Source organism: Devosia sp. 2618, from assembly GCF_040546815.1.
In the GTDB taxonomy this organism is placed as follows: Bacteria; Pseudomonadota; Alphaproteobacteria; order Rhizobiales; family Devosiaceae; genus Devosia.
Map to the genome: position 1 here is coordinate 3,780,265 of NZ_JBEPOO010000001.1, position 23,765 is coordinate 3,804,029.

20 protein-coding genes are annotated in these 23,765 nt (G+C 55.9%); 9 read left to right on the plus strand and 11 right to left on the minus strand.

Annotated features, from left to right (window positions below; translation table 11 throughout):
• Positions 1-3: 3 nt before the first annotated feature.
• The 5 genes from ABIE28_RS18630 (at position 4) to ABIE28_RS18650 (ending at position 5,479) form a co-directional block, all read left to right on the plus strand.
• Complete coding sequence (locus ABIE28_RS18630; RefSeq protein ID WP_354066481.1) at positions 4-1,551, plus strand: sugar ABC transporter ATP-binding protein; 1,548 nt, start codon at positions 4-6, stop codon at positions 1,549-1,551.
• A gap of 17 nt (positions 1,552-1,568) precedes the next feature.
• Positions 1,569-2,597 (plus strand): ABC transporter permease subunit, encoded by a 1,029-nt coding sequence (locus ABIE28_RS18635; RefSeq protein WP_354065541.1) that lies wholly within the window; start codon positions 1,569-1,571, stop codon positions 2,595-2,597.
• Positions 2,598-2,675: 78 nt separating this feature from the next.
• On the plus strand, positions 2,676-3,614 hold the full coding sequence (locus tag ABIE28_RS18640) for an ABC transporter substrate-binding protein (RefSeq protein ID WP_502913409.1): 939 nt from the start codon (positions 2,676-2,678) through the stop codon (positions 3,612-3,614).
• Between the two features lie 622 nt (positions 3,615-4,236).
• Positions 4,237-5,193: a tyrosine-type recombinase/integrase gene (locus ABIE28_RS18645; RefSeq protein ID WP_354065543.1), complete on the plus strand. Its 957-nt coding sequence runs from the start codon at positions 4,237-4,239 to the stop codon at positions 5,191-5,193.
• A gap of 25 nt (positions 5,194-5,218) precedes the next feature.
• A complete protein-coding gene (locus ABIE28_RS18650; RefSeq protein WP_354065545.1) occupies positions 5,219-5,479 on the plus strand; it encodes a hypothetical protein in 261 nt (86 codons plus the stop codon).
• 376 nt (positions 5,480-5,855) lie between these two features.
• Here the strand turns inward: ABIE28_RS18650 and ABIE28_RS18655 are convergent, their stop codons facing one another.
• From ABIE28_RS18655 to ABIE28_RS18665, 3 genes are all read right to left on the minus strand, one after another.
• A complete protein-coding gene (locus ABIE28_RS18655) occupies positions 5,856-6,368 on the minus strand; it encodes a hypothetical protein (protein WP_354065546.1) in 513 nt (170 codons plus the stop codon).
• Between the two features lie 508 nt (positions 6,369-6,876).
• Positions 6,877-7,371 carry a hypothetical protein gene (locus ABIE28_RS18660; RefSeq protein ID WP_354065547.1) on the minus strand — a complete coding sequence of 165 codons (495 nt, stop codon included), beginning with the start codon at positions 7,369-7,371 and terminating at the stop codon, positions 6,877-6,879.
• Positions 7,368-8,921, minus strand: coding sequence for a hypothetical protein (locus tag ABIE28_RS18665; protein WP_354065548.1), 1,554 nt, complete (start codon positions 8,919-8,921; stop codon positions 7,368-7,370). The genes ABIE28_RS18660 and ABIE28_RS18665 overlap by 4 nt, the downstream gene beginning before the upstream one ends.
• A 730-nt stretch (positions 8,922-9,651) precedes the next feature.
• Here ABIE28_RS18665 and ABIE28_RS18670 point away from each other — a divergent pair.
• Positions 9,652-10,773 (plus strand): helix-turn-helix transcriptional regulator, encoded by a 1,122-nt coding sequence (locus ABIE28_RS18670; protein ID WP_354065549.1) that lies wholly within the window; start codon positions 9,652-9,654, stop codon positions 10,771-10,773.
• A gap of 4 nt (positions 10,774-10,777) precedes the next feature.
• On the opposite strand, the gene ABIE28_RS18675 is transcribed toward ABIE28_RS18670, so the two are convergent.
• The 3 genes from ABIE28_RS18675 to ABIE28_RS18685 all read right to left on the minus strand — a co-directional run bounded on the left by ABIE28_RS18675 (position 10,778) and on the right by ABIE28_RS18685 (position 13,266).
• Positions 10,778-11,473, minus strand: coding sequence for a hypothetical protein (locus ABIE28_RS18675; protein WP_354065551.1), 696 nt, complete (start codon positions 11,471-11,473; stop codon positions 10,778-10,780).
• A gap of 18 nt (positions 11,474-11,491) precedes the next feature.
• A complete protein-coding gene (locus ABIE28_RS18680) occupies positions 11,492-12,460 on the minus strand; it encodes an OmpA family protein (RefSeq protein WP_354065553.1) in 969 nt (322 codons plus the stop codon).
• 335 nt (positions 12,461-12,795) lie between these two features.
• Positions 12,796-13,266, minus strand: coding sequence for a hypothetical protein (locus ABIE28_RS18685; RefSeq protein ID WP_354065555.1), 471 nt, complete (start codon positions 13,264-13,266; stop codon positions 12,796-12,798).
• Positions 13,267-13,584: 318 nt separating this feature from the next.
• Between ABIE28_RS18685 and ABIE28_RS18690 the strand changes: the two genes are divergently transcribed.
• Positions 13,585-14,184: a hypothetical protein gene (locus tag ABIE28_RS18690; protein WP_354065557.1), complete on the plus strand. Its 600-nt coding sequence runs from the start codon at positions 13,585-13,587 to the stop codon at positions 14,182-14,184.
• A 438-nt stretch (positions 14,185-14,622) separates the two neighbouring features.
• Here the strand turns inward: ABIE28_RS18690 and ABIE28_RS18695 are convergent, their stop codons facing one another.
• Both ABIE28_RS18695 and ABIE28_RS18700 read right to left on the minus strand, forming a co-directional pair.
• Positions 14,623-15,504: an SH3 domain-containing protein gene (locus ABIE28_RS18695; protein ID WP_354065559.1), complete on the minus strand. Its 882-nt coding sequence runs from the start codon at positions 15,502-15,504 to the stop codon at positions 14,623-14,625.
• A 1,032-nt stretch (positions 15,505-16,536) separates the two neighbouring features.
• Entirely contained in the window at positions 16,537-16,857 is a 321-nt protein-coding gene (locus ABIE28_RS18700) for a helix-turn-helix transcriptional regulator (protein ID WP_502913442.1), read from the minus strand.
• A 265-nt stretch (positions 16,858-17,122) separates the two neighbouring features.
• Between ABIE28_RS18700 and ABIE28_RS18705 the strand changes: the two genes are divergently transcribed.
• On the plus strand, positions 17,123-17,698 hold the full coding sequence (locus ABIE28_RS18705) for a hypothetical protein (RefSeq protein WP_354065563.1): 576 nt from the start codon (positions 17,123-17,125) through the stop codon (positions 17,696-17,698).
• Between the two features lie 217 nt (positions 17,699-17,915).
• Here ABIE28_RS18705 and ABIE28_RS18710 read toward each other — a convergent pair whose 3' ends face one another.
• From ABIE28_RS18710 to ABIE28_RS18720, 3 genes are all read right to left on the minus strand, one after another.
• Positions 17,916-18,746: a hypothetical protein gene (locus ABIE28_RS18710; protein WP_354065565.1), complete on the minus strand. Its 831-nt coding sequence runs from the start codon at positions 18,744-18,746 to the stop codon at positions 17,916-17,918.
• Positions 18,747-18,955: 209 nt separating this feature from the next.
• Positions 18,956-20,719 (minus strand): recombinase family protein, encoded by a 1,764-nt coding sequence (locus tag ABIE28_RS18715; RefSeq protein ID WP_354065567.1) that lies wholly within the window; start codon positions 20,717-20,719, stop codon positions 18,956-18,958.
• Positions 20,720-20,993: 274 nt separating this feature from the next.
• The gene (locus ABIE28_RS18720) at positions 20,994-22,703 is read right to left on the minus strand and encodes a calcium-binding protein (RefSeq protein WP_354065568.1); all 1,710 of its coding nucleotides are present in this window, start codon (positions 22,701-22,703) and stop codon (positions 20,994-20,996) included.
• 176 nt (positions 22,704-22,879) lie between these two features.
• Between ABIE28_RS18720 and ABIE28_RS18725 the strand changes: the two genes are divergently transcribed.
• The gene (locus ABIE28_RS18725) at positions 22,880-23,632 is read left to right on the plus strand and encodes a hypothetical protein (RefSeq protein WP_354065570.1); all 753 of its coding nucleotides are present in this window, start codon (positions 22,880-22,882) and stop codon (positions 23,630-23,632) included.
• Positions 23,633-23,765: the final 133 nt, after the last annotated feature.

A 23,765-nucleotide genomic window follows, 5' to 3' on the forward strand; every position in this document is an offset into this window, starting at 1 on the left:
ATGATGAATGAGGTTCAGGTTCCAACTACAGCGCTGAAGCCGATCCTCCAGATGCGGGGGATCACCAAGCACTTTCCCCCAATCATCGCATTGAGCGGGGTGGATCTCGATGTGTATCCCGGCGAAGTCCATGCCCTGATGGGCGAGAACGGCGCCGGCAAATCTACACTCATGAAGATCCTGTCGGGTGCCCATTCGCTGACAAGAGGCATGATTCTTATCGACGGCGCGGAAATCGAGATCAAGGGCCCACAGCATGCCAAGGCGTTGGGTATCTCGATCATCTATCAGGAGCTGTCACTGGCTCCCAACCTGACCGTTGCCGAAAACATGCTGCTGGGTCGTGAGATTACGCGCTTTGGCCTGCTCAATCGCGTCGCCATGAACCGCAGGTGCGCAGGTATCCTCGAACAGCTTGGCGTTGACTTCGGCGCGAGCGACAAAGTGTCATCGCTATCCCTCGCCCAGCGCCAGCAGGTCGAAATCGCCGGTGCGCTGCTCGCGGACTGCCGGATCTTGGTGATGGACGAGCCCACCACTTCGCTTTCGTCCAAAGAGTGCGAGAATCTTTTCCGCCTAATCGGGCGCCTGAAGCAGACGGGCATGGCGATCATTTATATCAGCCATCGCATGGACGAGATTTATGCGCTGAGTGACCGGGTCAGCGTCCTGCGCGACGGCAAGTTTGTTGGATGTGTCGAGCGCCGGGAGCTTTCGGAGCAGCGCCTTGTCCAGATGATGGTTGGCCGCGATCTTTCCAGTTTCTACCAGAAGGATCGGAGCCAAGTCGCACCGGCAAAGGCCATTGTTCTCAGCGTCCGCAGTCTGGGAGACGGTGTTCGCGTCAAGGACGCAAATCTCGACCTGCACGAAGGCGAGGTGCTTGGCATTGCGGGGATCGTTGGCGCTGGCCGAACGGAGTTGGCGCGGCTGATCTATGGTGTCGATCAGAAGACGACAGGCCAGATCACACTCGGCGGTCAGCAGATAAAGGTCCAAAGCCCCCTCGACGCGATAGACGCCGGCATCGTCTACCTCACCGAGGATCGCAAGGGGCAGGGTCTCTTTCTCGACATGAGCGTGTCCGCCAACGTCAACATTTCGACTTTGGAGCGCGATGGCAGGGGGCTGGGCATCCTCAACGGCGCCAAGGCAAAATTACGCACGGCGGAAGCGATCGCCAGTATGCGCATTGCCGTGCGCGACGGAGATACCAAGGTCGGGACCTTGTCTGGTGGCAATCAGCAGAAGGTGCTTCTGGCCAGGCTCCTGCAGACCAATCCAAAAGTGCTGATCCTGGATGAGCCCACGCGCGGTGTGGATATCGGGGCAAAGTCCGAGATCTATCGGCTCATCGAGGATCTGGCCTCCAAAGGCACGGCGATCATCGTGATTTCCAGCGAACTGCCCGAGCTGATCGGCATCAGCGACAGAATAATGGTGATGCGCGAGGGGCGCATCGTCGGTGGGGTCGGTGGAGCAGAAGGCGCGACGATAGATTCCGAAGCGATCATCGCGCTCGCAACCGGATCACACGCCAACAACGAATGAACTTCAGGGGAACGAAGATGACATCAGCACTCGGCAATGACATTGCATCACGACGAAAAGGCGCTTTGCGCGCCTCATTTCATGCTTTGGGCATGTTGCCGATCCTGTTGCTGATCAGCCTGATGTTCCAGTTCCTGAGCGGCATGGCCGCTACGGGCAATATCGCTGAGGCCTTTCAGTCAGGCCGTTTTCTCAGCCCGCAAAATCTCTCGATCATCGCGCAGCAGGCGTCCATCAATACGGTGCTGGCAGCTGGGATGACCTTCGTCATCCTGACAGGTGGCATCGATTTGTCTGTGGGTTCGATTCTTGCGGCATCCGCCATGGTTGCGGTGATCACCTCCCTGATCCCAGGCTGGGGCATGATGGGCGTACCGGCCGGTATTGCCGTCGGGATGCTCCTGGGTGCGGTCAACGGGGGGCTCGTCGCATTTGGGAAACTGCCGCCCTTTATTGTGACGCTTGGTAGTCTGACCGCCGTTCGCGGGCTGGCCAGACTTCTGGGAGATGACCGCACCGTGTTCAATGCGGACCTGCCCTTTGCGGGTCTCAGCGGGCAGGCGTTCCTTGGCCTCTCCTGGCTTACGGTGCTGGCCTTCGCGGTTATTGTCGCGTCCTGGCTGATCCTGCGGTTCACAGCGCTTGGTGTGCGGATTTATGCGGTAGGTGGCAACGAAGTTGCTGCGCGCCTCTCGGGAATCAAGGTTTGGGTCGTCCTGATGTTCGTTTATGTGGCCTCGGGCTTTTTGGCTGGGCTTGGCGGCGTCATGTCCTCGACTCGTCTGCTTGCGGCGAACGGGGTGCAGTTAGGGCAGGCTTATGAGCTTGATGCCATCGCTGCGGTCATCCTGGGCGGAACCAGCTTTGTCGGTGGGGTTGGCACCATCTGGGGCACACTGGTCGGCGCCCTCATCATCGCTGTTCTGTCCAACGGGCTCATTCTGACCGGCGTATCGGACGTCTGGCAGTTCATCATCAAGGGGCTCGTCATCATTGGCGCAGTGGCCCTCGATCGGTATCGCCTCAAAGGTTCTGTTCGGACCTAAGGCAACGCAAAGCGGGCACGCTGGCCCCGCTTCCAAGAAGCCGGCGAAAAGGGGAACGTAATGAAAAAGGGAACTACCATGAAAAGGATTCTGCTCGCTACCACGGCCCTGCTTTCGCTGGGTACAGGCATGGCAAACGCGCAGGAAAAGCTCGAGGCAATCGGCATTTCCCTCGCATCGCTCGGCAATCCGTTCTTCGTCGCACTGGCGGCGGGCGCGGAGGCTGAGGCCAAAAAGATCAATCCTGATGTGAAGGTGACGACTGTCGGCTTCGAGCAGGACCTCAACCGGCAGGTCGACCAGATCGACAGCTTCATCGCAGCTGGCGTCAACCTGATCCTGCTCAATCCAGGCGATCCGAACGCGCTTGAGCCTGCTATCAAGAGGGCGCAGGCTGCAGGCATCGTGGTGGTCGCAGTGGATACCGCAACGCCAAGCGCAAATGTCACCGTAACCACCAATAACGTGCAGGCTGGCGAAATTGCGTGCCAATACATCGTCGATGCCCTGAGCGGCACCGGTGACGTTATCATCCAGAACGGCCCACAGAACTCCGCCATCATTGACCGCGTCACTGGTTGTGAAGCCGTATTTGCGGCCAATCCGGGGATCAATGTTCTCTCGAACGACCAAAACGGCAAGAGCTCGCGTGATGGTGGTATGGAAGTCATGCAGACACAGCTGACGCGCTTCCAGGAAATCGACGCGGTGTTTGCCGTCGCCGATCCTCAGGCCATCGGCAGCAATCTGGCAATGAACCAGCTGGGTCGCACGGGCATCATCCTGACCTCTGTGGATGGTGCTCCTGACCTCGAAGCCGAGCTCGCAAATCCTGCCAGCCCTGCTATTCAGGCTACTGCCGCACAGGACCCCTACCTGATGGCGGCAACTGCCGTTGAATTGGGCTACAAGGTTCTTAGTGGCGAGCAGTTGCCAGAGTCTGTTGTACTGCTCGACGCTACACTCGTGACGCGTGACAACGTCGCCGACTTTAAGGGCTGGGAAGCCGCCCGCTAATCGACTTATAGAGGTAGCGGCGTAGTAGTACGCCGCTATCTCTCATTGATCAAAGGCTTTGCCAGGACATCGCTGGGTCCCGTTTCGTTCCCACTTACCCGCCGCACCTGTGAGCAAAGTCTTTCCAATAACTACAGACCAAAGGACCCACTCGTAATGGAGTAGAGTCGGGTATAGCACGTTCGACATCACATGCATTGTATACCCGAAGGCCAATGGCCACAGCGTCAGGCCCGGGCGCGTCGCGATGTTGCGCGAGTAACTGACAGCCACAGCTTCGCAAAATCGGTGATGTAAGCCGACAAACTCGTGGCAGCTTTCCGCCGTTAGTGTCCATAAGCCGACTGTCTTCTTTCCACCCCATTGTTGCCGTCCCAGCTCACTTTGCGGACGGTCTGCTTTCAGGAACTTGCGACGGCCGGTCGGACATGAAATGGGGTGCTCCGCTGCCGCTATTGGTTGCAAGGCCAAACGCTTCATAAGCAGAGCGAGGCGATATGATCGCGGCTCTCAGCTTGCTTTAAACCAATTGTACCTCGCGCTTTCCTTTGCCTAATTCCACCTATTCGGCGATCTATAAAGTACGTTATATTATACCGGTGAGGTAACTTGAGTGGTATGAATGGAAATTGAATTGTTAGACTTTTGGGCGCCGCCAGGTTTGCAAATAGTCGCGAATTCAGGTGAACGGGCCTACAGCGAAGTTCTTGAATTTTTCACTGCTCAAATCCGAAATCGCAACACACGGACTGCCTACCATCAGGCGGTCCGTAACTTTTTCATTTGGGCCGAAAACAGCGGATTGCAGCGGCTGGAGGCAATTAAACCCATTCATGTTGCAACGTGGGTCGAACTACTCGGCCGCAGTTATGCAATCCCGAGTGTGAAACTGAAACTCACCGCGGTAATGATGCTGTTCGATTGGCTTGTGGTGAAACAGGTGGTCGCAACCAACCCAGCAAAATCTGTCCGCAGCCCACGATATAGCATTCAGTCGGGGCGTACTCCCGTACTCAGCGCCCAGGAAGCGCGAAGACTGCTTGATGGTATCGAGACAAAAACCGTCATCGGGCGGCGCGACAAAGCACTCGTTAGCTTGATGCTTTACACGTTCGTCAGGGTCGGTGCAGCGCTTGCAATTCGCTTGAGGGATATTACCGTCCGCGAGCACCGCCTTTGGGTCCGCCTGCTGGAAAAGGGTGGCAAGGTGCACGAAATGCCCTGCCATCATGAGCTTGAAATAGCGCTACGCGCGTACAGCGTTGATCTAGAGTCCGAAGCTTCGGACACCTTTTTGTTCAGGTCCGTTAGCCGCACGGGCAGGCTTACCGCCAACAGATTGTACCCTGCCAATGCCTATCAGCGCGTCCAACACCATGCTTTTTCGGCAGGGATCGAGAACCACATTACCAGCCATTCTTTCCGCGCCACTGGCATCACGACCTACCTCCTAAACAAGGGCTCTCTTGAGCAGGCGGCTAAGATGGCCAATCATAGCTCTACCCGCACCACACAGCTTTATGACCGCCGTAGCGATAGCGTGGCTGTGTCTGAAGTCGAGAGGATCAGGTTTGAATAGGTCGGATAGCCGGCACAGCGGGGAAGTGGGCACCATCCTTGCGCAGGCTTGGGATCCATTGGGCACCGTGAAGAAGGGTGGATTTTACGATGAGTACGACAGCTATGTTCCACGAATCGTTCACCAAGCTAAGCAGGGAGCGACCGTCGAAGAATTAGCATCGACGCTGGTCAGCATTGAGATCGAACGAATGTGGGTTGCCCCGGATATGAGCAGAGCGCTTGTCGTTGCTGGCCTGATCAAGAACTTGTTCGATAGCGTAGGATGCCACCCGGCAAAAACTTAGGGCCGCCTGGTGGTGTTGGTTCGTTTCCATGCAGCCTGTCGCCTTTGGGCCGCATTGTGTTTCACGGCTTCGCGGTTGCGACCAATCGGATTTCTTTTCGGGCTGAAGCTCAACGAGATTCTTCAGTCGTCTTACAATTGTTTTTTCAGCGAAATTTCTCAAAATGAGCTGTTTTTCGTCGAAAAATTTCCGAGCTTAGACTTCCCCAGCGGAAGCCGCTAGGGATTGCAAAACGATATGTGTGGGTGATGCCTAAGGGAGTTCTCGCATGGGCACAGCTTGATACCGTGCACCATGTCTGCAGTTAAGGGTTACCAAAACCATTTCGGCAGATCGTGCAGTACCCATGCGAGAAATCCGGGGTGGCTGTGAGCGCTTAGTAGCGGTGCGCGCCGAGTTCTCCGACGTAATCTAGGGCATCGTAGAAGCCCACGCAGTCTATTGGCTCATACACGCCGTTCAGATTGGCAACCCTTTCAATGAAGTCGACGAAAGCGTCGCGGGTGAGGAAGCCATCAAAGTCACAGTGGGACACGAGAATGAAGTTCCGCGACATCGTTTGGTTCTCGTGGTCGGGTATCAGGTCACTGCTAATGATCAGGGGATGGATATCGACCGCATGCTCATCGCGCGCATAGCTTACGGCGGCAGCGATTGCCTTCTCAAGATTCACCCCATCACACATTGCGTCGCCGGACATTCCTTCGCACAACATTGAAAAGGTAGAAATCATTTCATAGTGCAACTTGAAGACGTGGATGCCCGAAGCCTCCAGATCGGCAACCTTTTTGACATCGATCCTAGTAAAACGCTCTATATCAGCCGCAATCAGCTTTGCCTGCTTCTTCAGGACGGCGGGGTCATTTCTATGGTCATATCGGTACTGCATGTTTTTGTTCCTTTGGTGAATTTGCCATGTGCGTACCGTACCCGTCCCCGCACACGCTGGAAATGAAACTGAAAATTCAAAATCGACAGATGCGCGGGCGGGTCAAAGCGGCATGAGCAGACCTCGTCAAAGACAGTCGGCTTCGGCGCACCCTCCGACCAAAGAACGTCGAACGGCCCTGTTGGCTGCAACCGGGGTGGGGTAACCATCCTTTTCTGTCATTCGGAGCAGGCTTTCGAATTCCCGAAAGCCGCCGTTCGCTGTCCGACCCACAACAGCGGGAAGGCGCCCCATTCCGGTCGTTCCAAGCCTCATCTCAAATTCCCGAAAGCTGCCGTTCGCGGTTTGCCTCAGCTGCGCCGGTTAGAGGGGGGGTAGGAGACAGGCGGCTTTTGGGGGCAGCTGATCCGAGAAGCAGACATACAAGCATGGCTGCTACAGGCCATAGGGCGGTCTGTCCTTCGAACGGCGAGGACGAGAGCGCCGGATGATCCGGCGCTCATTTTTGTCAGTGCGGGTTGATCTGGGCGTACCTGAAAGCCCCGCAGACCTGCCGCATGTCCTCTCGGGCGTTCGCCGCCGCATAAGCGCTATCGAGCACGAACAAGGAGGCGCGGATCAGCGCCTCATCACGATCGCCCACCCAAATTTTCTCGCCATGGAAAAGATTGTTTCGCACAAGGCCCACGGCCGCCAGGAGCATCTGCGTGTTTGTCAGCTTGTCCTGATCGGTGAACTCGACACCGCCGCCAATTTTGATCGTCAAGCGCTTCGGCGGTGCCTCGAAAAAAATACGGGCGTCGTCCGCCGCCTCCATTTGCTTGAAGAAGTCATCGCCCAGGTCGCCCGCGAAGCTGATCCAGTCGGGAGAGGCTTTCTTGCCCTCATCGCCTGCCGCGTAGTTACCGCGTTTCAAAGCGAATTCGAAACGCGAGAACGTCGCGAAAAACTCAAGCGCGATGGGAGCGAGGTTTTGCTCAATGCCGATGCGATAGTCTTTCATGCGTCGGACCCTTGCGACCAGATGGCTTCGGCAAGCGCTGCCGATTTTGCATTGTACTTCATAAAATGCTTCCGGAACGCGGTGATAAGGCCGTCATCCTTCGTCCCCTTGCACATTGTCAGCACCTCCGGTCCGAGACGCCAGCTAATGGTGTAGCGCGTCGGCTTGATCGATGCCTTGGCCTTTTCAAGGAAAAGGACCGTCTCCTCGGTCAGGGGCGCGGTCGTCCAGAATTCAAAATGCACAGGCAGGTTCTTCCAGTCGGCATGCTCCCTCGCAGATTTGAACAAGATCGGCACGTTGTGTTGCAGCCACTTCTCGACTTCCTCGTGCGGCGTCTCGCCGTAAGGCGAGTGGCCCTTGCACTCGATGAAGGTCAGCGACAGGTTATCGCGCACCGCGATCACGTCGGCTTCGGCTTCCTGGGCCTCCTGCTTAAATATCCGGTTCATGCGCACGTGATGGGCGCCGGTTTTTCGGAAGATGTCGGCCGCCAAATATTCAAACAAGGTACCTCTGAGCTGGTTGGCGGCGCCCTCGATCTTCCCGAACTTACTGAACAGCTCATCGAACGCGGTAGGGTCAATCGTGGAGAGCGCGGCCGCTTTCGTCAGAACGGTTGAGAGCTGCTTCAATCCGGCCGCGATTTCCTCGCCGAAAAGATTGGCGGGTGTCGCCGGCACGATGCCGTTCTCCTTGAGCAGCTTGAAAGCCTCGCCGCTATAGCCTCCGGCCACAAATATCTGCAGGCATGGCCCGATATTGCGAAGTCCTCTTAAGGTCCTGCACTTGGTGACGAACGGCCGAACGCCTTCGACCGTCGCATATTCCCCCAAATACACGTCGCACACGACGAACCCCGGCTTGTCCTTCCCCTCTTTGCCAGACTTCACCATGGGGCCGAGATAGGACGGCGCGCTTAAGTCCCACGCGAAGGTGCCCACGCGAGGCAGAGCGTCCCCGTCGCGGGTCGCTACCTTTCCGTAGCTGACGATCCCGAGCTTCTTCAACCAGTCGCTTACAGCCGTGAGCAGAAAACCTTCGGTGATGAGACGGGTGCGGACCATTTCGGCGAGGCCGTGATAGTAGCCCTCCGCCTGCACGATCACGATGCAGTCGCCGAGTCCCGGCAGCGCAACTCGCTGCAACAGGCCAGCCTCAATGAGGTGCTTCAACACGCTCTCGGCGGACAGATGTTTCATCTGTTTCACCGGCGAGCCGCACACGATCGGAAACAGCCGCTCGGGCACCGCGCCGCCGCGCTGTCTCAAAGCCGCAATGGCATGGCCATAGGCGGACTTGGTGAGCATCAGAGCTTCGACAAGGTTTTCCCAATACTGCGGCGAGCCGAACTGCTGCTCGAGATACATGTACCGGGCTTTGCGGGGAAAGGTGATGTAGCTGAGCCGCCGCACATTGCCTGCGAGCCTCGACACACGCTTTCGTGCCGCGACCGGTGAAATCCCGAGTGTGACGACCAAATACTCCGCGACCTTGCTCGATAGGCGAGGGCCGTGCGTTTCTAGGAAGCTTTCAACCAAGTCACTCATGAGTTTTCGCGCATGTCACACAGCGCTATTAATATCATGAGTACATGGCCGGGTCTCAGGTTTTCGCGAAGCCCATCTTATGCATTGAATTCGTTCGATAATTTCGCCTCAAAAGACCGGTGAAAAGTCAACGATGTCACAGTGGCCATGTCCGATAAGCCCGCACCGCCCCAAACTCTGACAGTTTGCGCGTCTCACACTGGCTGAAATGGGGTCGACATCTGCCAGGCAGAGATGCGCCCCATTCCGGCCGTTCAAGTGGGCGCGCAACTTCCCGAAAGCTGCCGCTAATCGGACTTCGCTCATGGCGGCGCGGCGGTCACTGTCCTGGAGCCATTTGGACCAACAGGGGCTTTTTGACTACGCGACCTTAGAATCTTCGTCGAAATTACCGCCGCCACCCGCCCGCGGCCCCATAGATGGCACCGATCAAGGCCATGCTTCCGACTGCGTCACCTCGCTCTGTGGGCGGCGTACCGCCCGATTCCGTTACACAAACGCGTTCAGTTGGTCGTCGAAAATCGTGTTCCGGCCATCGTATAGACCGACGGGCATTGGCCGCTGATCTTCAATGTGATGCTATGGCAATCGTGGGGTCCGGCTGGTTTGCTGAGGTCCCCGTGCCCTGAGAACAGTTAGGTGAGCGAACCGGAAATCGTCGTCGTCTGTTGATCTGATGGCATCATCCGGTCAAAGTATTGCTTCTGCAACTTGGATCGCGGGGGCCTCAATGATTACTGCAGATGAGCTGGAGCAGGTTTCTGCCATTTTGGGCACCATCTATGACACAATTCTTGCCAAGTCGTCCTGGCAGGACGTTCTGGAACAGACCTGCGCGTTACTGGCCGCTGAGGCTGGCAGCATCATCTTCCTCGACCCCGTGGGGCAGCGCGCTGCATATGCGTTCGAGCATGGCACGGATCCCAAATATTCAGAGCTTTTCCTCACCTACGGTTCGGCCAACCCCTTCATGCTTTCGGTCTTGCTGGCGCCAGTGGGGGAAGTCGCCAAGCCGCTGGAGTTGGTCGGACGCCAAGCCATTTCCAAAGAGCGCTTTTATAAGGAATGGTGTGAGCCGCAAAACTATGGCGACTTTATCGGAGGACTGGTGGCACGACGCGATCGTCAGTTTGCTACCTTCTCTTTTGTGCGTCTTACGCATGAGCCGTTATTCGACGAACGAGAAGACCGGCTCTTGCGATTAATCGTGCCGCATGTCGTGCGCAGCCTCACTATCGCCGAGGCTTTTGACGAGGTGGTGACTGAAAAACACGCCTATCTTGATACGTTGGACTTGTTGCGTAGTCCGGCCATGCTGGTGCGTTCTGATATGTCTGTAGCCTATGTCAACCCAGCCGGGCAGAACCTTGTACGCGAGCAAGACGGCGCTATAGCGCGGCTGGCCGATGGACGCCTGGTGCTGAATGACAAGCAGATATTCAGTGCCGTGCGGAGCGCCGTCGCATCGGACAGCGGCGCTCGCATGTTCATGCTGGGTGATCCACCCCATACCAGCATCTCGATTGTGCCGATCAAATCCTCCCAGCTCAGCGCGTTGCCCGTGGCCGATGCGACGAGCGCAATTTTCTTCTCGTCGGCAACTGCAAACCTGCCGCCGCCCGCTCAACCGTTGGTGGATGCCTTCGGCTTGACCCCGGCGGAGTTGCGCATTCTCATACTGTTGCTTGAGGGACGCACTCCAAACGCCATTGCCGACGATATTGGCGTCGGCATTGCCACCGTCCGCACTCATATTGCCAGCCTTTTGGCCAAAACCGGCAGTGTACGGCAGCAAGATATGATCGCTAAGGTTGCGGCTTTGATGCCGCCCATAGGGGCGCTACCGAACTAAGTCTCTATTCTACTGTTACGGGCGAAAAGACACGGCGTGACGCCAATCCCAGATCGATCAGCGCCTCGACGCTGTCGACATCGGTAGGACTTTTCCAGAGCCGAACGGCCAATCCATTCGGTCCTATCCGATAGTTCAACCGGTCATCAAGGCCGGGGCGTCTGGCCTCCCACGGCGCTGAGAAATCTGCAATCTCGCGCAGCGGCAGCTTGGTAAAGGCTTCGGTGTCGGACAGTATCGACAGTGGCGGTGGATTTGGGCCGGGGATTTCGAAGTGTTTCAGCCCCGGCGGTATATTGTTGTGGGTGCGCATGTATTTGCCCATTGGGGTTTGGGCGAAACTCATGATCTTCTCTGCCATGACCATCTCGCCGCGGGGGCGCAACGGTCCGATCATCACATTGCCTTCGGCAAACCGAACCGCCGGATCGAACCATTCCGTGTCGTAGGTAACCTGGCCCTTGTTTACATGGACGCGCATGATAACCAGCGACCAATCCGCTGTTTCGGGCACGAAGACCGTCTGGGAATATCCGTCAGGTGATTTCCCTTTACTCACCGTCCAGCCGCGCCGCGCAGCCAGCGCACGATAGGCGCCATAGCTGGCACTCGATCGACGGTCTACCGGCCGATTGAACCAGGACAATGCAAATACGGTAACGAAACCAAGGACGAACAAGATCGGCAAAAACGTTTCCATGATCAGCTCTCCTTTCGATTACCGCTGAACCAATTCAACCCGCCGGTTCAGCGCTCGACCCACCTCGTCATCGTTGGATGCCACAGGCTCAGAAAACCCCCGGCCCTCGGCTATCAGACGATCGTCCGCAATCCCGTGTTGACTGACCAACGCAGACAAAACGGCCTGCGCACGACGCTGGCTCAAGTCGCGATTGTAGGCTGCGGTACCTTGCGTGTCGGTATGTCCAACGATGACCAGCCCAAGCTCGGGTGTTTCGTTGAGCAGTTCGGCGATGACACGAATCTGCGGGGAGGAGTCGGACCGTATGGCTGCGCTGTCGAAGTCAAACTGGATACCGTAGATGTCCACCTTGCCGTCAGACCGCAGCTTCTGGCTCAGTTCGCTCACTTGCATCATGGCTAGTGCGCCGATCGCAATTTCGCCTGTCTCAACCACGCGAAGAAATAGGTGGCGTCCGAGGCTCTCGTCATCGGAAAACGCTAGGCTGGCATAGATTGCTCCATTGGCGGCGTTCTGTTTTGCCAATAGATAACGCGCATTCCCGTTGTAGAATTTGTTGGCGACTGGCTCGCCAATATCGAACCGCGGCATGGATGTACGACCGTCGAGCGCCAGTCCAAACATCAAGCCGGGGCGACCTCGTTTGTCGGCAAAACAGTCGCCCGCTTCTGCTGAGCAGACAAAAGCGGTGTCAAAGCCGCGCTGCTCCAGACCCAGCTGAAAGGTGCGGAGGGCCTCAAGGCTCGAGCGTCCCGTCGGCAGTCGATAATAGATCGTGTAAACCTTACCCTCGAGCGTATCCCAACCTTGCCCGGACTGCTCACGATTGTCTTCAATCGGCCCTGTGATGAGGTGTACTTCATCGAACTCGGCCTCCTGATACCCCAACTGGGTCGAACCCTCAAAATGCCCCACCAAAGGGTGGTCCTGCGCAACTGCGGGCGTGGCAAGCATCAACAGTGCAAGCGATAGAGTGCGGATCATGGTGGCCCCTCAAATGTCCTGCACGGCGTGTGCAAGCGCAGTTTGTCGGCCCAGGCAGACAAGCGCGTCCTTCATTTGGAGGAGACTGCCGACACGCAGAACCTCGACCAAAACATCCCACTCAAACGGACGGTCCGCCACATCGGAAACAGTCCGTGCGGCAGATGCGCAATGAAAGCCAGCTGTGTTTTCTTCTGTGTCTTTCAACGACAACTGCGCATAAGACCTCAACGGGCCATGCCGAAGATGAGCAGCATGCTAACCGGACATCAGGAGTTCGGATAAGAGCAAAGCCGACCTTCCCCAAAGCATCGTGCTTAGTCGACGCAGACGCGCTAATTTGTGCGGCAGAACACCACTGCCGAAGAAAATACGTCGTTCAGCTGGCCAAAGTTGGTCGCCGGCACGGGCATCCATTGGCCCTTCATTTCGCGATGCTCGTACAGTAATGCGCCGCAGGCCGTATCACAGGTCGCAGAGGAAGCTCGGTCGTTCCATTCGTTGCCGAAAAACACGAACCTGCCAACGAGGTACTCTTCACCCGTGAAAGTGCCGGTATCGAGTTGCGTTGCCATCAAGCGCGTGTTTTGGCCCTTGTAGTTGACATGCTCATAGAGAGTGCAGCCCCGCCCCTGACGCTGCAGGAGATCACCTGGCGTTCGTCCAATCCGCAAGCGCAGTTCGTTAAGCGCTCGGTCGTCTAGTAGCGGGCCCCCTTTTAGAGGGGAGCTGATTTGAGCGACGGCGGGCGCCACACAGCCAATTGCCACAAAAGCCGTTACGGCCGCACGTATAAGCACTTTCATGGGACTCCTTTCGTCGCTCGCCCTGCTTTGGCTAGCAGCGAACATTCTGCGGCGCCTCATCCAGATGAAGTAGAAAGACGCACCTTCTGCGTGCTTCCGCCAGCTGACGTCGGCACTCATTCCCGGCGCATCCAACACGCAGAACCGAATTATGTACGATCATTTGCGATGTCTGTGACCATTGGCAAAAATCCCAGCGCTAACAAATCGCACTGAACACTCTGGCGCATGCGCGAAAATCTTCTAATCCAAATGAAGGACGCATGTGTCGCCCGCGAGTGAGAAGCTTGAAAATCTGTTGTCGCTGAAGGCAAGCCAATGCGCGTCTTAGTGTGTACCGTTTTGTTTTTCCCGAACGTTTCTATGCCTGCATCTGCTGACTGCATAGGCGACATCGTTGACGCCATCTCCCGACGCGTTACAGGTGGCCCCTACCAATCCATCACAACTGTCCCAACTGCAGATCTGCAGTTTGAAACAGTAAGTACGTTCGTACCGCCCAAAGCATACGCGGGTGTTTCCTCTATCGGGGATACCCGGACGGAAGTTGTCGTGATCGGGGACGAAGCACGGATGCGAAATACAAACGCCTTCACCGGTGCTGCGCCCGCTTGGATGAAGTTACCACCCGGCGCGGCAACACCGCTCCGCTCCGGTGCTGAAGGGCGCGTTGCGCCTGAGGAATTGAGAGGCGCACACTGCCCCGGTGAACGCCGTAAAGAGGGTGCGCCTTATCAGTTCTATTCCTATTCCTATAGCCGACAAGCACGCTCGTTTAACGTTGAACTGCTAGTAGACCCGGTCACGGGCTTGCCCGTCGAAGAACGAATTTCCGCAGCAGGAGACGGCAGCGCGAATACCGCCGTAACGCTCTACCGCTACGATGACACGGTGACTGTGGATCGACCTGCAGATTGACCCATGGCAGCGCCGCTGGGCAAAACACTACCGTGATCAATCTCGAGCCCGGCACATATACGGTCACGCCATCGCCACCATCGATTGGGAAATGGCCAGTCTTACCACGGCCAATGTCAGCGCAACCGAAATCACTGTGCCCGAGACTGCCAACGCGGTTGAGCCTGCCGTGACGGTCTCGTTCTGCCTACAGTCCCAGATTGTACCTGTTGGTCTGGTCCTCACCAAGGTGACGGCAAGCGATGTGGCGTTCAAGTGGGGGCCTCAGCCTGGGGTGGTGGTGGGCGAATATGTGCTCGTTACCACCACGGGGCGGAACCGGCCACTGGGTCGAGGACGGCACGGTTGTGCCGCTGGATGGGCCTGGTGCAGCGACCAGCTTTATAGATGGCCCGCACCTGTGTGTCGAAGCTGCGGCACGGCCGCTAGACGACCAATCTAATCAAGAACGATGATCCAGGATATCCGGTCGTTGAATATCCCGAGCTGGCCGGCGCCTTCTGTTATTGTTCGACACTCGCCCTTCTCATAGGCATGCTGACAGAATTTGACGGTGAGCGGCCCCGTGATCTTGATCGACGAAATAGCGTCGTTCCAAAAACCCATACTCTCGGCGAGGTTCGCATAGAACACGTTGGGGTTCATGCAGAAGCTGCGCCCTCCGTAGTTGATGTGCTCGTAAAAGCACGCTTGGGGACGCTCGGACAAAAAGGGCGGAGCTTCGCGACCAATCACGATGCCTGGATTGGCAGTCATTCCCCCTGAATTGGCACCGCCAGCAAGCGGCGCCCCAGTGCGCCTATCTTGGCGCGTCGTACCAGTTTCAAGAACCCAGCCGCGTTGGCCATTGCTGCGCGAAACAAGGCAATAGTCGTCTTGACATCGTAGCAACACCATCGCTTCGCCTATCGGAATTTCAGCAAGGGCATTGAAGGATCGTCCGGGGCCGTCCCGCAGATTGAGCCGTGCTTTCGCGACGAGATCAACCAACGAGAATCCGGACACGTCTTCAAATACAACTCTGTCTGAATCGGGAGCGAAGGACGTCGTGCTGTGCTGCGCCTGAGGTATCCAGCCCTTCTTGTTGTTGCTGAACGATATATAGCAGAAGTTGTTTTTGCACTCAGCTTGCCAAACCGGTGTCGCTCGGGGCAGACGCGCCATGATTGGGTATTGCTGTCCAGGCCCGGAACGTACATCAACATCCGTTAGCATCCAAAACTGTCTCTCGTTGGCAAAACTTTCGATAGAGACGCAGAGCATGACCCCTGCCATCACCAAGGGACTGCATATCGACTTTGTGAAGTGACTGACGTCCATTCCTGCCTCCGAGTTGGCGCGGTCAACATCTGAAGCCCGCCCAACTAGACAAGCTCAGTTCATCACATCCTTCTTCCTCCATTTGAAGGGGGCACGGATGCCCGCTGTCGTCTGCTTCTTTATACAGAGGGTTTATCGATGATGAGCCGAGGCTGGTCTCAAAGCAAAACTTGGTAAGCGCTCGGTTGCCACCCCGGGCATGGGTGGTACTGGTCCTACGTCTTGGACTTCCTCGCCAAAGCGCCCATCGAAACATCCGTGTCATCGACGGCGACACCTTCGAGCAACACAACGCCTTCAGAAGTCTAGGCGCGGCGCCTAGAGTGATCTACGGACACGCGGGGGGCGAGTGTCTGCTTCCGATAGCGTTCGCCTAAAAGCTGCCTGACTGCCAACGGCCCCAAACTCGTCAGCGGACTATAGGTGGCGAGTGTCTGCTTTTCGCCCAACTTCCCCCAAAAGCCGCCTGTCGCCTTCCCACCACGGTCGAGACATTGCTGCGGAATTAGTTGACTGGTAGCTTTTGGGGGAGCCGTAGCGGCGACTTGGGGCGCCTTTCTGTCTGCCGGAAAAGGGGCAGTCCGGTCGGTTCCTCTAGTAGCAAGCCCGCTTGGAATTTTGATTAGTTGCTCCAATCCTTAAGCCGCTGAATTCAAGTGGATTTTGATCGATCCATGAGTCATTGACACGTTGGTTTAGAATTTTGGCGGCGCAATATAGAGACAATGTTGCATTTGAACTGGGCGGATTTTTTTAGTGACTTGGCTACATCGCTCAGAGCAATTTTGGTTTAACTGCTTCGCCAAAATTTCTGCCCGTAGACAAAACGCTGGGACCCATGATGAGTCGTTGTCGAAAACACGGGTTCGAAGGCTACGAGCCCTCATCGCCACTGTTTCGTACAATGGTTGTCAGTCAGTGTTTGCCGTCACCTAAGTCCCGTGGTTCCGCCCATGTTCTAGAATAATGGGCGGACAATAGATTTTGTGCGGCGGCGGCAAACAAAGTCTCAGGTGTGCCCAGCACGTTCTGTTAGCCGTGGCCTTCGCGCTTAACCCTACTAAGGTCAGACCTCAGCTCAGTTACCAGGTTGGACACGGTTAGTTGCCAGTTCTCGGGCAACTCCAGATATCGCTTGATGAGCGTCTGAGTTCTAGCGTCCAACCTTTGCGGCCCGGCGTCATCCCAGCCTAGGATGGTATTTGGGTCGACTTCAAAATACCTGCACAGCGCGACGAATATCAGTAGGTCTGGTACGCTGCGCCCCTGCTCATACTTGCTTATGGTTTGTTTCTGGACGCCTACGCCTTCGGCAATTCTCTCTTGGTTGAGATGCGGCCTCTCCGTCCGCATATCTGTAAGGTGCTGCCGGAAACTCTGCCACTCCCTGCTGCTAAGATCACGCGTCACGATTCAGCTCCCCACCAAGGCATTTACAAGTGCCACCTATCGTGTATTTCGTAAAGAATCTCAGTACACGATCCGGTATTGAATGTTCGATCGGGCTGGCGCTAAAACAAGCCCGACGAGCAGTTAGCACGTCAATCCAAAAATCTAGATCATCAATAACTTGCCAACAGGCGGGACGTATCCGCTTGACTGAAATAAAGGATATTCAATGAATTATTTAATCGATTTTGAAACCGAACGTACCACCGTACAAATTGTAAAAATATTAGGTCGACAGTATCGACCAATTGAGGCAGATGCGCCGCCGGAACTTCTTAGTTTTACGCTATACTATGATCGGCCGGGAATCGCATCAGCAGGTACAAATGTGCCATCGGAGTGTATTGGGCTCGACCATGCCAAGATTGAATACGTCTTGCAGATCCACCTCGGATCCAGCTGGTCTGAACACGCAATTCTGAAATCCAGCCGCGAACCTGCGTTTCTGGACGACGGTACCTTTGTCGTTGTCTATCTACTTGTGATCAGGCCCGAACGAGATTTCTTCCAAGGAGATGTGTTCCGAGCCGAGCAAATGTTCATCGACTGCGAACTGAACGCAGGGTTCATTTTGAATGGGCCACTGACGGTTCAGGACGCAGTACGAATGGCAACTGTGGGCCCAGATTTCGACGTTAACCTGCTGAAGGGTTTCGCGAGAGATATTGACCCGGAGGAATTGGACCGGCTGCCATTTCTACCGCTTGAGGATTTGTATCCAGGTGGCTTTGATGACCATGGTTAGCAGTACCGTCGGCCCAAAATTCCGTGTGGCGCATTTCAAGGCAATCAAATTAAGCAAGACGATCCGGTTCGAGGTAACTCTCGACCGGGTCGTCCGACAGTTGGCCAATTGCGACCTGCTTACGTCTTCCTGCTCAATTGGTTCACGCAGTACGATCTTAACAGGTATAGCCAACGGATTGCTGTACCCCCAGGAGCCATAAACTTTAAGCGATAGACTAGACGCCTTCGGCCACAGGATCCTGACCATATAGCGCCTCATAGTTCATCTCAGCCAATCGCTCACGCTGAAGCCCAGCTCGCAGTCGCTTAACCTCCGCAGTGACCTGTTCGTATTTCCTCAGGTACCCCCAACCAATGGAGTTAGATAGTGATGGACTAGGGTAGATGCGAAGATCGTCAAGGCTACCCGTTGAGCTATTTGTCGACTTAACGAATGCCTTCACGGCGTAGTCCATGCCTTGTGTGGAGTCCCAAGGAACAGACAGAATGCTGTCCATATGGGTCCGCTCTCTAAGAACCTTAAGCTGTTGATCATCGCCAATGGCTGCAGCATACGATGCACGGTGCGTACTACGAGTCACAATGATCGCATGCCAATGAAGATTCGTGATTTGGCTACCGGATGATCGTGCGAACTTTGCTTCAGGATGATCCAACGCAACGATTGCTAATGGCCAGGCCGGAGCTTGCGAGCGTCTAGTCCAGTGGTTACCCAGTACCGTTTTGGCCAGGCCAGTGTACAGGTTGTGGAAAGCGTCCATTTCAAAGGTCGCATCGGATTGTGCAACGCCATGGTTGTACTTGCGCATGTACATTTTGCGTCTGTGGAAAGTGCCAGTCACAAAGAAGGCATTTTTAGTGAGGTATTCGTCTAGCGACGAATAGCGTTCCGCAGGTTCGGTGGATCGATAATCAGCAATAATACCAGCGAACCACTTGCCATACATATGCTTCAATTGATTCACAGTCAGGGTTGAACTAGAATTTTTAGTCAACTTCAAATTAGATTTTTCAAATATTTTTCTAGATTTAATAAGTTTTTTCACTGAAAACTTTCCAGGTTTAGACTTCCCCCAGCCAACTGACTAGGAGAATGAAAATACAAATATTGGGGTGCGCCAAAGGGAGTTCTCGCATTGGCATCAGTGTTCTACCGCGGCCAGCTACGGGGGGAAAGGATTCCGAAAATACTTTTCGTTACCGGCATCAAGCCTACCCTATTTAGGTCCTTGGTAACCAACATCGTCGCTCAAGATCACCCGTTTGGCGACCATCGCGTCCCAGTTAACTCGTTTTGAACCACGGTCGCATCATCGTTCACATCGGCGACCTGGATTAGCGTTGATGGTTGTCGTTGATCGACGGTCACGATCCGAACCACATTGCCCTTAAATGCGACAGTGAAAGTTGGATTGTCCAAGCCGTGTGCTTTGTCCACAGCTCGGATGTGAGCCATAAGCTCATCGCGATAGGCTGCGTCCGGTTCGTGTTTGGCAAGGAAGTCGGCAAGCTGCGGGCGCGTTGCTTCTTTACCGCGCACGGCCAACCTCAAAGAGACAACAAGCTGTGACAAATGGTGAGCAAGGTTTGATCTCACCTGGAAGGCTTCGTCGCCTGCCAGGGCTTGCAGTTGCGCAATAGCTGCTGTGAGGTCTGCCACCGGCGTCTCTTTGCTCTCAGCGGCTGCCTGCATTGCCTTAGCCGCATCAAGGGCTGCGCGTTCGGCCTTCAAGGCCGTTTCAACCTCTTCAAGCCGATCACGAATGTAAGCGACCGATAGATCGGATTGCTCGACGAGCGCAAACGTGCGATCACGCCGCGATCCCAGAAGCCTTATCCGTTCTTCAATCGCGACAATTTCGCCTGATATACGTTCTCGGTCATTGTTCGGGCCATCACCTTTGAGCAGTTCGGCCAGATTCACTTGTTCGACAAAGGTGAAGAACGAGTTTTCGAAGGCATCGTAGCGCCAGCCTTCGGCAACCGTGCAACCGATCTTGCGAAGGGCGTCGCTGCATTTGAGGTATTTGCCACCCTTTGGCCCCTCGCCCTTGTTCACGAGCCGCATTTTGCCGCCGCAATATGCGCAGGTGGCAATCCGTGAAAAGAGATTGAGGTTAGTCGCACCTTTACGACCGCCCCCCCCGACTGATCGACCACGGCGTGCGGCTTGAACCTGTAGAAACACGCTCTCCGAGATCACCGCAGGATAATACCCAATGATGGGGTCACCGATTGGACTGCGTATGCCATCGATATTTCGGTGAGGCTGGAACTCACCCAGCACAGCCCGATTTTTCAAGATTTTCTGTACGTAGGATTCATGCCATCCATCCGAACGACCAAAAGGGATGAGGCCGTCGGCATTCAGCATGCGCACGATGGAATGTGTACCCATGCCCTGGAGGGCCAAGTCATAGATTTGGTGGACAATTGTTGCCTTCGCGGTATCCACGACGAAGGCAGTGCCATCGTCGGATAGCGTGAGCCAAGCGGGGCACTGCTTCGTCAGCTTTCTTACCGACAGGTTGGCGCGCTTCTTCTCCCAGGCCGAAGACACGCGCAGACTTTTCATCTGCGATTCTTCATTCGCTCTGCTCATTACCACGATGGAGACGATCAACGATTGAAGGTCGTCTTGTCCCGCTCGATAGATCTGATTGTCCAGCAAGGTCACGACATTGATGCCCGCTTGGGTGATGTCCCAAAGCAGTTGCATGGCCGACCGGATTTTGTCTCGACTTAGTCGATCCAGCGATTCCACTAGCAAGTACGAACCTGCCGGCACTTTCCCGCTTTCCACTTCCGACAGAAAAACCGATAGGGCTCCTTTGGTCGCATTTGCGCCTTTGAAGGCCGACACGCCGATGTCGTGCAACTTGAAGTCTTCGACCAAAGTCAGCCCGTTGGCTCTGGCGTATTTCTCGCTAGCTTCCACTTGCCGACGCAGGCTATCGCCTTTTATTTGCTCCTTCGTGGACATGCGGACATAGGAGTAAGCAAGGGGAGATTGGGTCATGGTTCAAAGTTAGTCCAGGCGACTATTTAATACCATATACTATTATGAATTTGGGCATGCCCGGCGCGATCTGGACCTGCACATCCACCGGCACCGCCTGAATGCCTTGAAACGCCACCGTCGCGACGCGGGTAACCATGCCCGTCTTGCCCCCCAGCATGAGGAGAGACTAGCAGCGGGCCAGATGCCAGACAAGAACGTTTGCGGAACGAAATAGCCACCCTCACTGGTGGGTGAGGATGGCTACCGAATTCAGACCGAAATGCGTGGGCGACTAGAGGATGAAGTCGGTCGCAACCAGCTTGATCGTGGTGTCGAGAACAATGGCGAAATCGGCTTTGCCGTCGCCGTCGACGTCACCATAGACATAGGTATCGCCGTCCTTGTGCTCGTAGCGCAGTTCGCCGGCCTTGTTGGTGAAGGCCTTGGTGCCAACGAAGTTGAAAGCCTGATCGCCCGCGATCTTGGTGTTGGCGTCGATGGCGGAAAGGTTGATCTTGTCCTTCTGCGCCTGGCTGAAATCATTGATGAAGTCTCGGCCTTTGGCGTCGAGGGTGCTTTCCTTGATGGACTTATAGATGAAGGTGTCCGCACCAGCGCCACCAATCAGGATGTCTGCGCCGAGGCCGCCATAAAGCTGGTCATTGCCAGCACCGCCGTCGAGCAGGTCGTTGCCTGCCCCACCGTCGAGCTTGTCGTTACCGGCACCGCCATAGAGCTTGTCGTTGCCCGCTTCGCCAAACAACAAATCGTCGCCGGCATCGCCGTATAGCGTGTCATTTCCCGCACCGCCGTCGAGACGGTCGTTGCCGGCACCACCGCGCAGTTCGTCGTTACCGGCACCACCAATGATGAATTCATGGGCCGCGGTACCGACGATCTTGTCGGCGCCAGAAGTGCCTTCGATGACATTGATACCGGTATAGCTGTGGTCGATGGCATCGATGATATTGAAGGCATCGGCGCTGCTGATGGTGCCGCTGGCCGAGGCCAGAACCGAATTATCATGCAGATCGATGAGCTTGAGGCTGGTCAGCTTGACGCTGGTGATCGGCCGGCCGGCTTCGATGTCGATCAAGAGCTTGGCGAAGTCCGCTGCCGAATGCGGGAAGGTGCCCGTTGCGGTCAGCTTGTAGTCGCCCAACTGGATCGATACAGCCTTGGTGGTGAAGCTGGCAGAGCCGACGATCTTGGTACCATTCTTGATGGAAATCGAATCGACGTCGTATTTGTTGAGCGATGCCGTGGCGCCGATCGTCTTGACGAAGCTGAACAGCGTCGACGAGCCGGGCTTGTTGACAGTGACCATCTCGCGCAGGGCGTTATAGAGGTCGCCGGCATTGTCGGGGAAGTGGCCCTTGGCCTCGACAACCACCTTGCCGGAGGTGACCTTGATCACCTTGTCGGTAAAGGTCGCGTCGAGCAGCTTGACCTTGTTGCTGGCCAGCGAAATCGAGTCGATGTCGAATTTGGACAGCTCAGCGCCGGGCTTGAGCACGAGCAGCTTGAGCTTGGCTGGATCGAAACCGGTCTTGCTATCGAGGCCGGTGGTTTCTTTGATGACCTTGTAGATCTGGCCGAGCTTGGTCGGGAAATCGCCCTTGATGCTGACGATTTCGGTGCCGACCGTCAGCTTGATTTCCTTGGCGGTCAAATCGAGCTTGGCGACAATACCAGCCTTGGTGCCGAAGGTGATGGATTTCAGGCTGGTGTTTGGATCGCCCGCCAGGCTGGCAAGGGAATTGGCGAAGTTGCCGAACTTCTCGGCAAGGTTGTTGCCCGAAGTGATCTTGAAGCCGGCGCCGTCGAACTGGATGTAATCGCCGGCCTTGTTGTCGAGCTTGATCAGGGTCGCGCTCAGTTTGCTTGGCGCCAGAACTTTGTTGGCGGCGCTGCTGGAGAACAAAGCGTCGAGCTTGCCAAAGGCGAGCTCCAGACGGTCTGTAGCGGCCACGGCCTTGGAGTTGACAGAGGTGTCGGTCAACACGCTATCTACGTAGCGATCAACGGATTGATACTTGTTCCGAACCGCAACATTTAGAATTTCTTGACGATCTAACGTAAACGCCATCACCAGGCCCCCAAGCCCAAAGTGTAAGATGGCACGATCTGCCGCTAAAACTTGTATTCTGTCAATGACGCCGATGTAGAGCCGCAATCATGCAGTACTTCAATGTATACATCGCGTTAATTACTTATATCGCGGGATCGGGCGTTGTTGCCGTTCGGGCGGAAGACGGCTGCAAATGCCAGATTACGGTTTCGGCTGTCGAAACGTCTCATGTCGGTATTTTTGACGGCGTGCTGCGTGATCATCTGTTTGGTGGCGGCGGTAGCGGCAGGCCCGGTAGCGGCAGTGGCGGCATGGACGATCTGATGTCGATCATCCTGCCCGATGGCGTGCTGCCGGATGATCTGATCCTCGACTTTCATCCGCAACCCGGCGTAGCGCTGAGCTTTGCCACCACGCAGAACCTGCACAATGGCATGCCGGTCGAGATCGAAAGCTTTGTGCTGTTTGACCAGAACCGTTTCACGATCACTGCGCCGACCGGCCTCGGCATTCTGGCCGACCCCACGGTGTTGCGCGTTAGGGCCGATCTGGCGGGCATTGGTATCCTGGCCAGCGTGCCGGTATGGAGCGAGACAATCGGGTCGCTCGATTGGGTGCTCAATCTTGGCGGCGGGGCGGTGGCCTATCACAGTACGACCTCGGTCGAAGCGCGGTCGGCGCTGCTCGATGTCAACGAAAGTGAAAGCGTCAGTCGCATCATGCCGCTGTTTGCCACCGCGATGCGATTTTCGGGCACGCAAAGCGCTGACCCGGTGGCGTTCGATCTGGGCCTAAAGCTGTTCCCGACCGACCGGTTCTGGACCGGAGTGCTCAATGCTGGCTTGGTGGCACGGTTCTGAGCGGAACCGAGCGGGAACAAAATACGGCCTGTTAACCATGCCGTTTGCCACATTGGTAAACCTAATCCTCCATTAACCCGACCATGTTGAATCAAAGGCTCAGTTCCTCGTGCGTAGAGTTGTGCCCTGATGC

Bases quoted from the DNA above. Each gene is read 5' to 3' on its own strand.
- ABIE28_RS18635 (WP_354065541.1), top strand. From the start codon at position 1,569: ATGACATCAGCACTCGGCAATGACATTGCATCACGACGAAAAGGCGCT.
- ABIE28_RS18725 (WP_354065570.1), top strand. From the start codon at position 22,880: ATGCAGTACTTCAATGTATACATCGCGTTAATTACTTATATCGCGGGA.
- ABIE28_RS18705 (WP_354065563.1), top strand. From the start codon at position 17,123: ATGAATTATTTAATCGATTTTGAAACCGAACGTACCACCGTACAAATT.
- ABIE28_RS18660 (WP_354065547.1), bottom strand. From the start codon at position 7,371: ATGAAAGACTATCGCATCGGCATTGAGCAAAACCTCGCTCCCATCGCG.
- ABIE28_RS18670 (WP_354065549.1), top strand. From the start codon at position 9,652: ATGATTACTGCAGATGAGCTGGAGCAGGTTTCTGCCATTTTGGGCACC.
- ABIE28_RS18630 (WP_354066481.1), top strand. From the start codon at position 4: ATGAATGAGGTTCAGGTTCCAACTACAGCGCTGAAGCCGATCCTCCAG.
- ABIE28_RS18655 (WP_354065546.1), bottom strand. From the start codon at position 6,368: ATGCAGTACCGATATGACCATAGAAATGACCCCGCCGTCCTGAAGAAG.
- ABIE28_RS18680 (WP_354065553.1), bottom strand. From the start codon at position 12,460: ATGATCCGCACTCTATCGCTTGCACTGTTGATGCTTGCCACGCCCGCA.
- ABIE28_RS18675 (WP_354065551.1), bottom strand. From the start codon at position 11,473: ATGGAAACGTTTTTGCCGATCTTGTTCGTCCTTGGTTTCGTTACCGTA.
- ABIE28_RS18695 (WP_354065559.1), bottom strand. From the start codon at position 15,504: ATGGACGTCAGTCACTTCACAAAGTCGATATGCAGTCCCTTGGTGATG.
- ABIE28_RS18640 (WP_502913409.1), top strand. From the start codon at position 2,676: ATGAAAAGGATTCTGCTCGCTACCACGGCCCTGCTTTCGCTGGGTACA.
- ABIE28_RS18665 (WP_354065548.1), bottom strand. From the start codon at position 8,921: ATGAGTGACTTGGTTGAAAGCTTCCTAGAAACGCACGGCCCTCGCCTA.
- ABIE28_RS18690 (WP_354065557.1), top strand. From the start codon at position 13,585: ATGCGCGTCTTAGTGTGTACCGTTTTGTTTTTCCCGAACGTTTCTATG.
- ABIE28_RS18645 (WP_354065543.1), top strand. From the start codon at position 4,237: ATGGAAATTGAATTGTTAGACTTTTGGGCGCCGCCAGGTTTGCAAATA.
- ABIE28_RS18715 (WP_354065567.1), bottom strand. From the start codon at position 20,719: ATGACCCAATCTCCCCTTGCTTACTCCTATGTCCGCATGTCCACGAAG.
- ABIE28_RS18685 (WP_354065555.1), bottom strand. From the start codon at position 13,266: ATGAAAGTGCTTATACGTGCGGCCGTAACGGCTTTTGTGGCAATTGGC.
- ABIE28_RS18700 (WP_502913442.1), bottom strand. From the start codon at position 16,857: ATGCGGACGGAGAGGCCGCATCTCAACCAAGAGAGAATTGCCGAAGGC.